The sequence below is a fragment of the Aliirhizobium wenxiniae genome (assembly GCF_019511445.1).
GTDB classification, from domain to species: domain Bacteria; phylum Pseudomonadota; class Alphaproteobacteria; order Rhizobiales; family Rhizobiaceae; genus Neorhizobium; species Neorhizobium wenxiniae_A.
In genome coordinates, this window is sequence record NZ_JAEUAN010000014.1 from 128,282 (window position 1) to 142,118 (window position 13,837).

Here is a 13,837-nt window from a genome sequence, read left to right on the forward strand (position 1 = left end):
CCTTAAGATGTCTTATCGATCGCTGGCATGACCTGCGAAGCCATGAACTCCAGAAATGCCGACTGGTCTCGCGACACGTTATGAATGTAGATCTCATCGACCCGGGACGCCTTCGTTTCCTCGATGAGATCGAGAATGTGCTGGGCGGTGGTGACCAGAGGAATGACGTCGTCCATTTCCTCGGGAGAGACGGCCTGGGTCTCACGGTCGAATTCGAAAGCAGTTTGCAGGCTTGCCAGGTGGTCAGGAGCGGCTGCCGCGACGCGCCATTGATCCCATGCCGCTTCCCGGGCTTCTTCGGTGTTCCGACCCCAACTGACCTGGAGTTGCACCGTTATGGCCTTGCCGACCCCACCGCCGCCTCGAAAGCGATTGATCATTTTTATAAGCTCTTCCCGCGGCTTGCGGACTGTCAAAAGTCCGGCAGTCCAACCACCCATCCACTCTGCCGTGTCGTCGGAAAGTGCGGCGCCAAAGATCATCGGCGGCTTCTGCGGAGGTGACCAAAGTCGGGCACGATCAATGGCGAACCATGGAGTGTCGGTGGTGAGCATGTCGCCCTTCATCAGGGAGTGCATGATATCACAGCCCGCGCGCAGGCGTTGGTTGCGCTCTGCTTTATCGGGCCAGCCCGTTCCGACGACGTGTTCATTCATCGCCTCGCCGCTCCCCGCAGCGATCCAGCGCAGACGATCGGGAAACATTTCAGACACCGTCGCAATCATGTGGGCGAGGACAACCGGATGGTATCTCCAGCCGCCAGGGATTGCGAGACTACCGAACGGCAGAGAGGTCGCAGACATGGCAGCTCCCAACCATGCCCAGTTGTTGCCTGAGTTTCCCTGCCGATTACTCCACGGAGTTATGTGGTCCGAGGTCATGATGGCGTCAAAACCGGCGGCTTCCGCTTGCTTGACATAGAGAAGAAGCTGGCTGGGCGAGAACTGCTCATGAGACGCGTGGTAACCGATAACCGACAATAGACTGGGTCCCTTTTATAGCCGGTCAATCTGGGTCGTGCGAATAACGATCTCGTCTTGCGCCAGTTGACGCTCAAGTCGCTCGCGATAGTCGCGCCACCAATCGCGATCGAGATGTTCGGTCATCACTTCGGCAATCACGATGCGATCGAGTTCGAACGTGCCGTCGTCGGCCCAAACGCCTTCGGCAGGGGCGCTCGAATGTAGCGTTGCTCCTCCAAAGCGAGCCGTCAATTCATTCCGTATGCCTTCAAGCGCTTCCTGTATCGGTGCGTCGGAGACAGGAAGGAGGATTTCAACGAGATGTGCCATGCGCAGGCTCCGATTTGCGTTGCCGTGCTTAACTGGCGGGCAGCTCATCAGTTCCTGGAACAGCGTGAGAGCCCAATTGTCAGTAAGAGCCCAATCGTAATGCACGTTTGGGCGGACTAAAAATCCAAACGTCTATGAGACTAGGCGTGCACTCATGTCGGCTCCCTTACCTCGGAGCCGTTTTTTACTGGCACAGGTAACGGCGACCATCGTCGGAACCTAATCCACCTCTGCCACGTTGCCGCCGCAATCACGCCATCGTGAGCAATGAGGAAACAGCCATGACCGAACCTGTCACCGTCGCAGCGCTGCATTCGCGAGCCGCCGATCCCTACATTAACGCCGCCTACAACAAAGTCTCATGGGGAGCTATATTTGCGGGCGTTGCCATCACGCTTACGACACACATTTTGCTGACGATGCTTGGTGTTGGCCTCGGTGCCGCAGTCATTGACCCCGCATCCAATGACAACCCAGCCGCAAGCACAATGTCGATTAGCTCGGCCGTTTGGTTTGTCGTGAGCGGCGTCGTTGCTTTTTTTGTTGGCGGCTACGTCGCCAGCCGTCTTTCCGGTCGTCCGCTGCGCTCTACCGGATCGCTTCACGGCCTTACGTCATGGGCTGTGACGACTCTCGTGACCCTCTACCTTCTGACTACCTCGGTAGGCGCGATCGTTGGCGGCACGTTCAGCGGTCTTGGCGGGCTGATCTCAAGCGCGGGCTCGACCATCTCCACTGCAGCAACGACTGCAGCTCCATCGATCGCGACCGCTGCTGATCCGATGGCCGATATCGAACGAAGCGTTCGTGATGCTAGCGGCGGTAGCGATCCGGCTGCGCTGCGCGACACTGCCGTTGCTTCGGTTCGTGCCATGCTCACCGGCGACCAGGCGCAGATTGAGGAAGCACGCACCAGGTCGGCTGAAGCTCTGGCTCGCGCCCAGAACATTCCTGTCGAGCAGGCCCGCCAACAGGTTCAGCAGTATGAGACCCAGTACCGTCAGTCGGTGGAAGAAGCCAAGAAGCAGGCGACCGAAGCTGCTCAAGTCGCCGCGACTGCGATTTCTACCGGAGCAATCCTTGCATTCATCTCGCTGGCTATTGGGGCTATCGCCGCCTGGATCGGTGGCGCTGTTGGCACTACCCACGTAACACGCGACGATGAGCTGCGCGCTACGCGCTAGTCTACTGCACCTCACCATTTCTGAAGCGGGCGACTTACGCCCGCTTTTTTGTTATCATACGAGGCGAAGCCAAGAGCCTCCCCGGCATCGGGATTGGAGACGGCCAGAGCTTGATAAGCTGGCAAAACAGGTCATCTACCCAGCGCCGCGATGCCCAGTCGATGCTGAATTGGACCGAGCGGATGATCCGCATGCGCAAGGAGGCGCCGGAGATCGGTTGGGGCACATTCGAAGTCCTGGATTGCGGCGACACCGGGGTATTGGGGATGCGATACGACTGGCGCGACAATGCCGTCGTCATCATTCATAATTTCCACGACAAGCCGGTGGAGATCACATTCGATGCAGGCATCGGCGGTGATGGGGACATTCTGATCGACATCGCAGACGCGACAAATAGCCGGACGAGGGCCGGTAAGCACCACATGGTTTTAGACCCTTATGGCTATCGGTGGTACCGAGCGGGTGGTCTAGATTACCTCCTTAAGCGAAGTGATGTCTAGAATTTAGGTAAATTAGATCGGGTACCAAACGGTAAAGGCGGTCTTTGTGACCGTTAGACGGCACGCAAAATGGGCTCTCATTATTTCGTTAAGAAAGACAAAGCGCTCCTCGCTGCGAGCCAATGGCCCGTGGAATACGAGCTTTGCCACGGGATTTCTCTTGCGTCAGCTGTTTTTCTGACATTTTCGGCCGGTCAGTCGCGCAGCACCATGGGTATGGGCGGAGCGCGCGGCTGGTTCCTCATAGGCCCCGAGAGATCCGCGGGTCCGCTCTCCACGTACTACATATCGTCTGCGGGAACACTTCCAACGACGGGAAGCTGGCGCGGCTACACCCCCTCTAACCGCGCCGGCATCTCCTCTGATCAGATCGGTTACCGGCCTTTTTCAAGTTGCGCCGTCGCCTAGGCAACTGACGCTTGTGTGTGTTCGGAGGCGGCACCTGCGCAACTCTTGGACGGCAGCGGTCTTGGGGAGAAAGCTGGTTAATCATGACCGGGGATTTTGCGGGGGCTAGGTCAAAATATCGTCGTCTGCCCCTGTGTGACGAAGCATCGAGACTTCTAGAGAAGATGATCCAATGCGGCTGGAAGCTCACCCTCACACGGTGGGCTTCATTCTTTTGCATGGGCCATCGGTCTGTAATGGGGCTGGCGCAGTAGGCCTAAAGGCGTATCAATCGGCAAGGGATTGGGCACAAAGTCCCAGCCCGGAACTTGTTCGAAGTTTCTCCATTAGTTGGACGAGGAACACCTCGGTAAAAAAGGAGAAGCAGATGAACAGGAAACAAGCCGTAGTTTTTGCCACCGCGATGTTCGTGGCAGGTAGTGCCATGGCACAGCAGTCCACGGTAAACGGCGCTGCCGGCGGCGCGGTGACGGGAGCAATTGTCGGCGGTCCGGTGGGTGCAGCTGTTGGCGGGGTTGTGGGCGCAGTCGCCGGAACCGCTATCGACCCACCGCCGGAACGCGTTGTAACTTACGTTCGTGAAGCTCCCATGCCCACTGATACCGTCGTTGTACAGGAAAAGGTGGTCGTCGGTGAACCGCTTCCATCGACTGTCGTCGTGCAGCAGGTTCCGGAAAATCCCAATTATTCCTACGCAATTGTGAACAAGCAGCGCGTCATCGTCGAGCCTTCAAGCCGCAAGGTTATCCAGGTAATCAACTAACCGGTCGGTTGGGCCCAGATGGTGTGGTAGATGGTATCTGCCACACCGATTTTCTTATGGGAGGTGGAAGATGAAGTCGCTTGTTGCAGGCATTCTCGTCATTATGGGTGGAATGGTGGTGGTGCTCATAGGCCTTAACGATCCTATTCAGCAGCCGCGGGTCGGTTTCATCCCTGAGGCCCCCGCGAGCGGCTCGAGCCTGTCTTCCATATTAATCCGCTGAACTTTGCATGCAGGTTTATCCGATAGGCGGATGTTGGAACTTGGAACGGGCCGGTGAAGTCAGCTCTAGATTTCGTGAACTCCCTTAGTCTCGCAAAGCAGTTTTTTCTGGCAGGTGGTATAGTTACCGCAATCGCCACGATCATCATCGGGCATCATGTCACAGAGCAGATTGCACAGACGGTTACGCGGAATGCTGCCGCTACTACAGCCCTGTATGTCGACAGTATTATCGCGCCAGTTTTGCCGGACCTGACCCGCGAGACGAAGCTCGATGAGTCCATAGAGCGGACACTCGACGAAACCCTGGGCCAGGGCGCTCTCGGAAAGCGGTTGGTCTCTTTTCGCCTATGGCGCAAGGACGGCATGATCCTATATTCGAACGACAAGAAGCTTATGGGTCGTGTCGTGCCTCCTGGCGAAAGCCGAAAGCGTGCCTTCAATGGCGAACTTGTCGCGAAATTCGACGAGATCGATGATCCCGAAAGCGATGCTGAACAAGCGGTTGGGGAGCCTCTGCTCGAGATTTACAATCCAATCCTACAGCCTTGGTCTGGCCAGGTTGTTGCCGTCACAGAGTTTTACGAAAGGGCGGGAGAGCTCGAACTCAGCCTGACAAGGGCGCGTTTTAGAAGCTGGGTCGTGACTGTCACCGTAACGGCCGGTTTTTTTCTGATTCTCTCGGCGATCGTGCTGCGTGGAAGCCGGACAATAGAACGTCAGCTGCAGGAAAACCTCGATCTTACCCTCCGCGTCAAGAAAGGGTCTCAGCGAGCGGTCGCCCTCAACGAAAAATTTCTCAGAAGGGTGGGTGCGGACCTGCACGATGGGCCAGCACAGCTTCTGGCCTACGCTGCTCTACGCATGGATAGCGAACAGATCCTCAGCGACGACAGCAACAGAGCTACCCGTGAGGAAGAGGTTGCGACAATTAAAGAAAGCCTCGACGAGGCTATACGCGATATCCGCATCATCTGTCGTGGTTTGATCTTGCCGCACATCGAGACCTTGTCAGTCAGCGAAGCGGCCCGCCGAGCAGTCGAGCACTACCAATTACGTACAGGCGCATCGGTAGATAGTACGATCGAGCCGTTGAATGACGAGATACCAGTGGCGGTGAAAATCTGCGCGTATAGGTTCATCCAGGAAGGACTCAACAACAGCTGGCGGCATGCCGATGGCAAAGGGCAACGGGTCGAAGTGAAACTTCTTGGCAGCGAGATTACAGTCATCGTGCAAGATGCTGGCCACGGCTTCAAAGCAGAAAACGCGTCATTGCTCGGTCTCGGCCTCTCAGGACTGCGTGAACGCGTCGAAAGTCTTGGCGGAAAATTCGAAATAAATTCGTCTTTTGCCGGCACTACTCTAACTATGTTCCTCAATATCCACGATCCAATAGTGTCATGACCGAGAAAATCCGCCTTGTGCTTGTCGATGATCATCCGATGTTTCGCGCGGGGGTCTATAAAAGTTTGGGAGATCTGGGCTTCGACATCGTCGGAGAGGGAGGCTCGGCGAGCGATGCCGTGTCGTTAGCCACGACGCACTGTCCTGAGGCTGTTTTGCTCGATATATCGATGCCGGGAAATGGCCTCTCCGCGGTCCAAACTATCCTCGCCAAGGCTCCTGCTACCAAAGTGGTAATATTGACTGCATCTGAAGACGGGGACGATGTGCGTGCCGCGATGCAGTCAGGAGCGTGTGGTTATGTTCTTAAAGGTATCGGGTCTCGCGACCTGGCAAGCGTGGTTAGGACTGTTGTACTTGGCGGAAGTTATGTCCCCCCCAACTTGAGCGCGAGACTGATTGCGGAAAGCAAGCCGCATCCAGCCGCTATGCATGAGCATGATGGGCTTAGTGCGCGCGAGCGTGAGGTCATGGATCTGATCGCGGTGGGCATGAGTAACAAGTTGGTTGCGCGAAAGCTCGGCCTTCACGAGAAAACGGTCAAGCACCACGCAACCCGCATCTTCGCGAAGCTTAGCGTCTCAAATCGAACCGAGGCCGCCCTGCGCTGGCGTAGATAGATCCTTGTTCTCATTTGAGCAGAGATTGAATCCGAGCCCGGTCAACAGAGGTTGCAGGACGGTCCACGATTGTGCGCCCCCTCCGATCAATCATCGAGAAGCGCCGATTGGTGAGGCGTTCCAAGATCCCGTTCGAGTATCGAATTTCTACGGTACTGCCTCTGACAGAAACTGAGTAGCCGCCCGGCTGCTGATTGGCTTCGGTGACACCCGCAGAATTACTAGATCTGCCCTTGCTATTATCATCTCCTGCGGAATTTCTTCTTCCGAAGCCTTGGCCGCCGTTTCCGCCGCCGTTTCCGCCGCCGTTTCCGCCGCCGTTTCCGCCGCCGTTTCCGCCGCCGTTTCCGCCGCCGTTTCCGCCGCCGTTTCCGCCGCCGTTTCCGCCGCCGTTTCCGCCGCCGTTTCCGCCGCCATTTCCACCGCCACTCCTTGCAAGTGCCGGGCTAGCGGTCGCAACAGCCTCCAGCGCGATGAGGCTGGCTGGTCGCGCTGAACTATGCAAAAAGGCGATTCCCGCTATGAGCGATCTGCGTGAAATCATCAGACCCTCCATCTTAGATTACTTCGCGCTCGGTTGTTGACGGTCTTGGGCGTGGCCCTAGCCCCCCTTTTCAAAAAGAAAGTTTTTCGTCCGCTGCAACAGAACCGTCGCCGAAAGAGCGAGACCTTCAGATTAGTGTATGGTCGCGTTTGTGATCTCATATTGCGATGGTATCGCTTGAATGGTGAATTGGCAGGCAAGTTCCACGGCCTCAGCCATTGAGCATCCCTCGGCGTCCTGTGGCAGATGCTCGAAAATTTCTAAGATTTCGGTGAGCATCTGGGCTGAGGTCGCCCAGCGTCTCTGTGCTTGAGGATCGAGCATCAAGAAGCTCCGATTAACCTCTTTTTTTAATCCAGCGAAAAGCGACTGTCTTTGTTGATACGTAGGGTAGATGAGGACGTTTCGCATTGCATTTTCCAGCTGCACTTCCGTTCCTCCCTGTGGACCACACAATATCTTAGCAAGGGCGCTGGTGTTAAGTAACCGACCAAGGTCTAAGGCAGAGCAGCTGATCTGCCCATACCGCCTTATATGCTAGTTGGTCTTCGATTATGTCGAACTACCGACGTGATACGAGATCAGATCAGCTTTCGGGGCGGCGAAAGGGCGCCTCTTCAGGCTACCCTCAGCTAAGTTCAGATACCGCCGCGGCGGTATCGAAGCCTTTCCTGCTCGACCTGCTTTGCGTCATAGGCTCAAGCCTTTCGTCGAATCCTTTCCAGCCTTGCTGTTCATATCAAACGCGACCTTCTGCAGGATCGACCCAGTTGGAGCGTTTAAGGATAGCTTCAGCTTCTGGTGCCAGAGCGTCCTCCACCTTGGCAGTGACGAGTGTGCCACCGCGACGGACGCCTTCTGCATAGAAATGCGCATCGCGTTCTGGGACGCCGGAGCTCGTCAGCCCGACGATAATACCGCCGGCTGCCCCACCAGCAACCGCGCCGGCTGCAGCGCCAGCGGCGGTTGCAGGCATGTGAAACATCCGCTCCACATGCCCTCGATTGCGTACTAGTTAGCAGCGGTCGACATATCGGCGTCCGTATTGGTCGCGGTAGTAGCAGCGGCCAGGCTGCTCTGCGACCCTGCCGATCAAAGCGCCCGAGACACCGCCAATTGCGGCGCCGACGGCTGCGCCGCGGACGTTGCCGGTAGCGACGCCGCCTATGACAGCCCCGGTTGCCGCTCCAACCCCCGCCCCTTGTTCGGTTGCCGTGCAAGCGGCGAGAGATGCTGCCATAAGGCTGATGATTACAATGCGTTTCATGGATATCCTCCCTGTTGAATCCACCACGTCTGTCCCAATCCTCGATTGGAAGGCAGTGCCGATGCCCTTGGAAATATGTTGCGGCAACGCTCAAAGTCCATTCCCGCTGGACCTTTGGCCCGAAAGCTCAACCTAACGGGCGGCACGGAGTGGCAAATGTCCCGCGGATCAATCGAAGCAGTTCCAACGCGGCCTTTTCGTCAAAATAAGAGAAAAGCTAGACTTTCCAACAATGCGTCCGAGCTCGTCGAAACCTTTCTTTGCTTTCCAACCGGGACCTCGTCGATCGCTCTTGCGGTATGGCAGCGTGACGATGGGACTGAAGTCCTAGTCTGGAACGAGCCGTGATCGTCTCACGTTCGAGGGAAAGGAGGTTGGGACCAGGAGCAACGTTACGCAGAACGACCTATGGGAAGCCACTTATGAAATCAGCCTCGATTGTGGCGACCACTTTAAACGCGTTGGCAATAGCCGAGAAGCCTTGGAAGTCTTGATGACCTGCTGGCCCCGGCCCGCCGGGAAAAATTTCAAGGTTGCAAAAAAAGCTTGCCTCGGTGCGCTAAAGGGGAACGTCAGCTCCGTAGTGGCGGCCCAAGCTTTTCTGAATGCGGCGAAAGAAGTTGGGTTGCTGAGGCCTTAAGCGACCGTGCCAGAAACAAAATAAAGCAATGATGCAGGACCAGCCCATATCGGACTATCGGCCTAGGAACAAACAGTCTCCAACGACATTTTGGATAGCAAATCCATAAGGTTGATATCCTATGCGCGAACTATTAACAGGTCTTGTTCTAGCTTCTTGCCTCCTGCCGATCGCAGCGGCTGGGATGCGGGTGTCATCCTATCTGACGGCACCTATTGCGCCGCATCAATTCGCGGATATTTATGGCGAGCCACTTTGGTCGCCCGAGGTGCGGAGGGTTGATACCAGCTTGCAGGCTTACGAGAGGCTTCCCGCTGTGTTACCCGAGAATACGCTCCTAGCCGAAGCGAAGTCCGGGCAGCGCGTGAATGTGCCGCCAAGCTCCACGAACAAACCCGATGTGACCGGGGCGGGGGTTGCTTTGCTGTCCGAAACACTATCCACCAAGGCGCAGGAGTGGTGTGGTGCTCGGTACCGCTCATATAATGCTGCCGACAACACATATCAGCCATATGGGGGCGGGCCGCGGCGCGCCTGTGCCGCTCCGATCGAAGCGGCCTCCGTCGCCGTTGAGCAGGTCGCCGACGGCGGTGCGAGCGATCCAAACGTGAACGAGCGGTGGTGCATGGAGCGATACACCTCATATCGGATAGAGGACAACACGTATCAACCTTTTTCGGGTGGCAGGAAGGTGTGCTCCGGGCCGATATCGGAGTCGGCAAACATCTCGATCAGGAGTGCTGCGGACGCTACTGTTGCCCAGTTCTAAAGCCTCCCGGCTCGCTGAAACCGGGGATACAGGCCCTCATGCCCGTACGGGGAGGCCGATGGCGAGCAGGCGGGCGACGGATTCCGTTCGAATTTGCGCGAGATGCCCGCAGCGAAAGTGCAAAGACGAAGTTCAAGTTTGATGACTGGGTCTTCCTGCATGATGATAACCACCTGACGGCCCGTGCTTCGCTGACGAAGCATGGTATCGAACTCGTAACCCTGAGCGCGTTCTACGAGCGGATGTCCTCAGCCGGCAGTGCTCTCGACAGTCCTCGAAACAAAGCGAATCACGATCATGTGTCGGAGGCCGTGCCGCGCGCTGCCATTGCGTTTGTAGTGAGAAGGCCATCGCACAGTTTTAGTCACTCTCGAATCGCGGGGACCCGCCGGCCAGCAGAGCACGTGATTAGGTTCTCAGGCATTCACGGCGATTGGCAAAGGTGATCCGGCCAAGACCGTTTCTGGTCATTCTGCACACTGTGATGCAGCGGTTGGTGACGCGAACCACATCTGCCACCTTCGGTCTCAGATCGTTGCCCATTCGCCTCCTTATCATAATAGTCTCATCGCGCCAGTTCTGCCAGAACCGGCGCTGAAGACGATACTTACCGGCATACCTGACCTTGTATCGTTATGCTTAAGAAAGCCGTCGGCGACGGCTGAGAGGAGCCTTGGACGATCGCGCCCGAAGCGCCGCGCTCGGCGCGGTCGGCCGCCGCCGTTTTCAAGTGCAGGCCATGCTTTCGGAACAGCGAGCTCACCTTTGTCGTATAACTGAGGCTAGACGGCGGACACTATCTGGGCCTCAGAAGTTGCAGCAGATACATAAGCAATAGCCGCCTCTCTTGGCAGAGGCCGAGACATGAGGAAGCCTTGTAGATCGTCGCAGCCCAGACTTTCTAGTGCTTCACGCTGTTCGGTCGTCTCAACGCCTTCCGCCGTGATTTTCAGCCCCTTAGCGCGCGCCATGTCAATCATCGCAATCACGAGCGCGCGGCTGTCGCTTCGATGCATGTCGTCGATGAAAGACTTGTCGATCTTTATTCGATCAACTTCGACCTTCTGCACCCTGGAGAAAGACGAGTAGCCGGTCCCAAAATCATCGATAGCAAAACGGACGCCTGCTGTCCGCAGCGTGGAGATAGTTCGTCCGAGCTCCCCACAATTATCGATGGTCGCGCTTTCGGTCATCTCGATCTCCAGCCTGTCGGGACTCAGGTTCCATCGAGCAAGAGTTGTCAGAACACGCAACGCATAGCCAGGAGCTTCGAGTTCACGAGCGGAAGCATTGACCGCGACTGTAATGTCAGGAAGTTCAGCCAGCGTCCTGCACGCGTCTTCAAGTACAAGCGAGCCGATCTCGCGGATTAGACCCATCTCCTCGGCGAGCGGAATGAACTCGTCGGGGCTGATATATCCGAGAGTATGGTGCTTCCAACGAGCGAGTGCTTCCAGCGAACAGATCCTCCCGTTGCTTGCCGAATATACCGGTTGATAAAAGGTCTCGATCTGGCTGCCGGACACGACCGCAGATCGCAGATCGCTTTCCAGTGCTCTGCGCTTGCGCAGCAGTTCGTCCATGTGATCTCCGAATATCGCGTAGGTATTCCTCCCGGCAGCCTTAGCGTGATACAGTGCAATGTCTGCCTGACGTGTGAGTTCAGCCGGATCGCATGGTCCGCGTGCAATGGCTACACCAATGCTGGCTCCGATTACGATGTGCGCCGTTTCGATCTCGAAGGGGACCTTCAAGCCTTGAACAAGCGCGTCCGCGAGCTTCTCCACTTGGAGCGCATAATCCTTTTGCAGCAGAACCGTGAATTCGTCGCCACCAATTCGCGCGATGAGAGCTTCGGGCAGGAGATCACGCATGCGTTCGGCCGCCAAGCTGATCAGCTTGTCGCCAATTGGGTGGCCGAAGGTGTCGTTAACAGCCTTGAAGCGATCGAGATCAACGAAAAGCACAGTGTGTCGTTCGTCATCTAAAGCCTCCTGCAGCCGACGATTGAGCTCGTCGTTGAAATGTGAGCGGTTCGCGAGACCGGTCAGCGCGTCGTGGCAAGCCTGATGGCTAAGCTCTGCGCGGCTCGCAGCGAGGCGTTCCGTTCGACGCCAAATAGCGCCTCCAGCCAAGCTGCTTCCAGCGAATAGCGCCACGAATGCAAGGATGAGGGCAGGGGTTGTGGCCTCCAGGACATGGTGCCCTGGCCGAAACGGTTTCCATTCGAAGTATCCGAAGATTTCCCCATCTCGATCTTTCAACGGCACGAACGCTAGACTGCGATCCCGTGGCCGCGTTGCCGAAAATTGCAGTTCGGAAAATGCGTACTCCTTGCCGATAACAGTCGGCAAATCGCCGTCGAGAAACCGCACCACGACGTGAAGCATCTCACTGCCGGCTGTCTGCTCGACATCGCCCGTGTCGGACACGATTGGTTTGACGCTCACGATCGCCGGGCGAAACCCGACATAGGATAGATCTGTTTCGCCGATCGAGAGGATCTTCTCATTAGTGCCGTCGGCGTCACCGGCAACGAGCCGGCCTTGAAGCGTCTCTGCAAGTGGAAGGTATGCGCCTCGGAGGTCGCCGGGAGTAGGGGCGTAGTCCGAGTCTGCGGAGAATTGGTACAAGGGCGCGAGGTCAGATGTCAGGACAAGAGCGGCGTCGTGACCAAAGTAGCTATGCATCCACGAGCCGAGATTTGCATCGATCCACTCGATGTTTCCAGCTCGAGCATTTCTTACGGCATCGTCCCAGACCGTGGCACTTTCCTGATCATGAGCGATCCCCGCCTTCAGTTTTGCAATTGTCAAGGTGACGAGATCGCGTTGCCTCAAAACCGCAACGGCGTCGCTGCGAGCGGCCGCCCAGCTTAAGCTGAAGAGAAGTAAACTACACAGGACGAGAGAACCGCAAGCCGGGAGTACCCCTCGTAGAAACCATTGAGATTGAAGCTGCTTTGTCATTCGCGGTACGCCATCGTGTATTTAATGAAACCGTAAAACAGCGACCATTAAAACCGCGGCAAACAATCTGGTTAGAGGCTGGTTAAAGGGCGCTCCGTACGCTGGCGTACGATTGCGAACGCGGCCAAGTACGGCGCCTCGTCGGTGCCGGAAGGAGTTGTAGCTATAAAGTGGCAGTATGAGGCGACCGGTAGGTTAGCTCTTCGGTGGGTCGAAAGAAACGGTCCCGCCGTTGTACCTCCGACACGAAGAGGGTTCGGTAGCCGCCTGATCGAAAGGCTTTTGGCTGCTGAGCTCGCGGACAATCAAGGAACGATCCGGTCGGCGTTATCTACGAGATCGAGGCTCAACTACCAAGCGAAGCTTGATCAGGACCTAGTGTTAAAAAGCGTTTTGGAGCCTAAGCGCTCGCGCTTTCCAGGTCCTCGATGAGCGGTGTCATGCGACAAACGTGTCACGTTTCTCAGCGAATGATTTCAGCTTCGAAACTAACGCCGCGGGGTGGCAGGGTTTCTGGCACACCAGCGAGGCGGGATATTGTTCTTCAAGCTTCCGCGGATTAGCGTGGCCGGAGTGGAATACGAACGGGATTTCGTTTTTCTTGAGACGGTCCGCGACTGGGAATACGTCTCCGTCCGCCAATCTGACATCGAGTATTGCGCAATGTACTGAGTTGTCGAGAAACTCCAGTGCTTCACGGGCAGTCGCGAATGGCCCTGACACCTGCCAGCCCTCATCTTCCAAAGTCATTTGAATATCGAGTGCGACGAACATCTCGTCTTCAACCAACAGCACCGTTTTAGCAGTCATGTCTCACCGAATTGGGCAATGTCAAAATGTGCGAAATGATTGAGCCTGCTACCTTAGTTTCGATTGTGGCGCCGAGTTGCCGCGACGATGTCGATAACAGGATGGTCCCAAAACCCGCTTTACAAGCATCCTCAACGTCGACATCACCATTTCCGTCCAGCCTCCTTCAGTAACAGGGCTCACGCTGTCGCTCTGAAGGCCTGCCAAGCGGCCCTGCGTGGCGAGATCGAAGCAGAGACGGCGCGGGGCCCTTTCGTAGCATTCGCGCAGAAACATGATCTCGTAACGGTCGGGACGCCGGCGGTTGTCGCTGCCCGATCACACAGCGACAAAGATCCCCATGCGCAGTGAAGGCGGGACGTAAGGCCGGCCAAGCAAGATCATCATCGGGTCTGGCGCCGATTATGCCCCGGTCGAAACGCGCGTCTCGCTACCCACT

The 13,837-nt window shown here is 56.7% G+C and carries 16 protein-coding genes and 2 pseudogenes; 11 read left to right on the top strand and 7 right to left on the bottom strand.

The window, feature by feature from the left end; genetic code table 11:
* Positions 1 to 2: 2 nt before the first annotated feature.
* Both JNB91_RS17945 and JNB91_RS17950 read right to left on the bottom strand, forming a co-directional pair.
* Positions 3 to 980: a TIGR03885 family FMN-dependent LLM class oxidoreductase gene (locus tag JNB91_RS17945; protein WP_220326869.1), complete on the bottom strand. Its 978-nt coding sequence runs from the start codon at positions 978 to 980 to the stop codon at positions 3 to 5.
* Positions 981 to 995: 15 nt separating this feature from the next.
* Positions 996 to 1,292 (bottom strand): hypothetical protein, encoded by a 297-nt coding sequence (locus tag JNB91_RS17950; RefSeq protein WP_220326870.1) that lies wholly within the window; start codon positions 1,290 to 1,292, stop codon positions 996 to 998.
* Positions 1,293 to 1,573: 281 nt separating this feature from the next.
* On the opposite strand from JNB91_RS17950, the gene JNB91_RS17955 reads away from it, so the two are divergent.
* From JNB91_RS17955 to JNB91_RS17985, 7 genes and pseudogenes are all read left to right on the top strand, one after another.
* Positions 1,574 to 2,476 carry an aldehyde dehydrogenase family protein gene (locus tag JNB91_RS17955; protein WP_220326871.1) on the top strand — a complete coding sequence of 301 codons (903 nt, stop codon included), beginning with the start codon at positions 1,574 to 1,576 and terminating at the stop codon, positions 2,474 to 2,476.
* Positions 2,477 to 2,616: 140 nt separating this feature from the next.
* Positions 2,617 to 2,979: pseudogene (locus JNB91_RS17960) on the top strand (trehalose synthase); the annotation flags it as partial.
* 775 nt (positions 2,980 to 3,754) lie between these two features.
* Positions 3,755 to 4,150, top strand: a complete 396-nt coding sequence (locus JNB91_RS17965) for a DUF1236 domain-containing protein (RefSeq protein ID WP_220326873.1) — start codon at positions 3,755 to 3,757, stop codon at positions 4,148 to 4,150.
* A gap of 70 nt (positions 4,151 to 4,220) precedes the next feature.
* Positions 4,221 to 4,373, top strand: coding sequence for a hypothetical protein (locus tag JNB91_RS17970; protein WP_220326874.1), 153 nt, complete (start codon positions 4,221 to 4,223; stop codon positions 4,371 to 4,373).
* 53 nt (positions 4,374 to 4,426) lie between these two features.
* Entirely contained in the window at positions 4,427 to 5,779 is a 1,353-nt protein-coding gene (locus JNB91_RS17975) for a sensor histidine kinase (RefSeq protein ID WP_220326875.1), read from the top strand.
* Entirely contained in the window at positions 5,776 to 6,399 is a 624-nt protein-coding gene (locus tag JNB91_RS17980) for a response regulator (RefSeq protein ID WP_220326876.1), read from the top strand. Before JNB91_RS17975 ends, JNB91_RS17980 begins: the two co-directional genes overlap by 4 nt.
* A gap of 274 nt (positions 6,400 to 6,673) precedes the next feature.
* A complete protein-coding gene (locus tag JNB91_RS17985) occupies positions 6,674 to 6,895 on the top strand; it encodes a hypothetical protein (protein WP_220326877.1) in 222 nt (73 codons plus the stop codon).
* A 180-nt stretch (positions 6,896 to 7,075) separates the two neighbouring features.
* Here the strand turns inward: JNB91_RS17985 and JNB91_RS17990 are convergent, their stop codons facing one another.
* From JNB91_RS17990 to JNB91_RS18000, 3 genes and pseudogenes are all read right to left on the bottom strand, one after another.
* On the bottom strand, positions 7,076 to 7,372 hold the full coding sequence (locus JNB91_RS17990; protein ID WP_220326878.1) for a hypothetical protein: 297 nt from the start codon (positions 7,370 to 7,372) through the stop codon (positions 7,076 to 7,078).
* A gap of 209 nt (positions 7,373 to 7,581) precedes the next feature.
* A pseudogene (locus JNB91_RS17995) lies at positions 7,582 to 7,919 on the bottom strand (hypothetical protein); the annotation flags it as partial.
* Positions 7,920 to 7,958: 39 nt separating this feature from the next.
* The gene (locus JNB91_RS18000) at positions 7,959 to 8,210 is read right to left on the bottom strand and encodes a glycine zipper domain-containing protein (RefSeq protein ID WP_148147079.1); all 252 of its coding nucleotides are present in this window, start codon (positions 8,208 to 8,210) and stop codon (positions 7,959 to 7,961) included.
* Positions 8,211 to 8,637: 427 nt separating this feature from the next.
* Here JNB91_RS18000 and JNB91_RS30805 point away from each other — a divergent pair, with 427 nt between their 5' ends.
* The 3 genes from JNB91_RS30805 (at position 8,638) to JNB91_RS31690 (ending at position 10,065) form a co-directional block, all read left to right on the top strand.
* Positions 8,638 to 8,850, top strand: coding sequence for a DUF982 domain-containing protein (locus tag JNB91_RS30805; RefSeq protein ID WP_220326924.1), 213 nt, complete (start codon positions 8,638 to 8,640; stop codon positions 8,848 to 8,850).
* Positions 8,851 to 8,971: 121 nt separating this feature from the next.
* Positions 8,972 to 9,619 carry a BA14K family protein gene (locus JNB91_RS18010; protein ID WP_220326880.1) on the top strand — a complete coding sequence of 216 codons (648 nt, stop codon included), beginning with the start codon at positions 8,972 to 8,974 and terminating at the stop codon, positions 9,617 to 9,619.
* Between the two features lie 38 nt (positions 9,620 to 9,657).
* The gene (locus JNB91_RS31690; protein ID WP_220326881.1) at positions 9,658 to 10,065 is read left to right on the top strand and encodes a DUF3833 family protein; all 408 of its coding nucleotides are present in this window, start codon (positions 9,658 to 9,660) and stop codon (positions 10,063 to 10,065) included.
* A 336-nt stretch (positions 10,066 to 10,401) separates the two neighbouring features.
* Here the strand turns inward: JNB91_RS31690 and JNB91_RS18020 are convergent, their stop codons facing one another.
* On the bottom strand, positions 10,402 to 12,588 hold the full coding sequence (locus JNB91_RS18020; protein ID WP_220326882.1) for a putative bifunctional diguanylate cyclase/phosphodiesterase: 2,187 nt from the start codon (positions 12,586 to 12,588) through the stop codon (positions 10,402 to 10,404).
* 438 nt (positions 12,589 to 13,026) lie between these two features.
* Positions 13,027 to 13,398, bottom strand: coding sequence for a response regulator (locus JNB91_RS18025; protein ID WP_223218246.1), 372 nt, complete (start codon positions 13,396 to 13,398; stop codon positions 13,027 to 13,029).
* Between the two features lie 87 nt (positions 13,399 to 13,485).
* On the opposite strand from JNB91_RS18025, the gene JNB91_RS18030 reads away from it, so the two are divergent.
* Positions 13,486 to 13,749, top strand: coding sequence for a DUF982 domain-containing protein (locus JNB91_RS18030; RefSeq protein WP_220326883.1), 264 nt, complete (start codon positions 13,486 to 13,488; stop codon positions 13,747 to 13,749).
* Positions 13,750 to 13,837: the final 88 nt, after the last annotated feature.

Excerpts from the sequence above, each read along its gene's own strand:
- JNB91_RS17970 (WP_220326874.1), top strand. The coding sequence starts at position 4,221 with ATGAAGTCGCTTGTTGCAGGCATTCTCGTCATTATGGGTGGAATGGTG.
- JNB91_RS17950 (WP_220326870.1), bottom strand. The coding sequence starts at position 1,292 with ATGGCACATCTCGTTGAAATCCTCCTTCCTGTCTCCGACGCACCGATA.
- JNB91_RS31690 (WP_220326881.1), top strand. The coding sequence starts at position 9,658 with ATGCCCGTACGGGGAGGCCGATGGCGAGCAGGCGGGCGACGGATTCCG.
- JNB91_RS18000 (WP_148147079.1), bottom strand. The coding sequence starts at position 8,210 with ATGAAACGCATTGTAATCATCAGCCTTATGGCAGCATCTCTCGCCGCT.
- JNB91_RS18025 (WP_223218246.1), bottom strand. The coding sequence starts at position 13,398 with ATGACTGCTAAAACGGTGCTGTTGGTTGAAGACGAGATGTTCGTCGCA.
- JNB91_RS18010 (WP_220326880.1), top strand. The coding sequence starts at position 8,972 with ATGCGCGAACTATTAACAGGTCTTGTTCTAGCTTCTTGCCTCCTGCCG.
- JNB91_RS18030 (WP_220326883.1), top strand. The coding sequence starts at position 13,486 with ATGTCGATAACAGGATGGTCCCAAAACCCGCTTTACAAGCATCCTCAA.
- JNB91_RS18020 (WP_220326882.1), bottom strand. The coding sequence starts at position 12,588 with ATGACAAAGCAGCTTCAATCTCAATGGTTTCTACGAGGGGTACTCCCG.
- JNB91_RS17980 (WP_220326876.1), top strand. The coding sequence starts at position 5,776 with ATGACCGAGAAAATCCGCCTTGTGCTTGTCGATGATCATCCGATGTTT.
- JNB91_RS17965 (WP_220326873.1), top strand. The coding sequence starts at position 3,755 with ATGAACAGGAAACAAGCCGTAGTTTTTGCCACCGCGATGTTCGTGGCA.
- JNB91_RS17955 (WP_220326871.1), top strand. The coding sequence starts at position 1,574 with ATGACCGAACCTGTCACCGTCGCAGCGCTGCATTCGCGAGCCGCCGAT.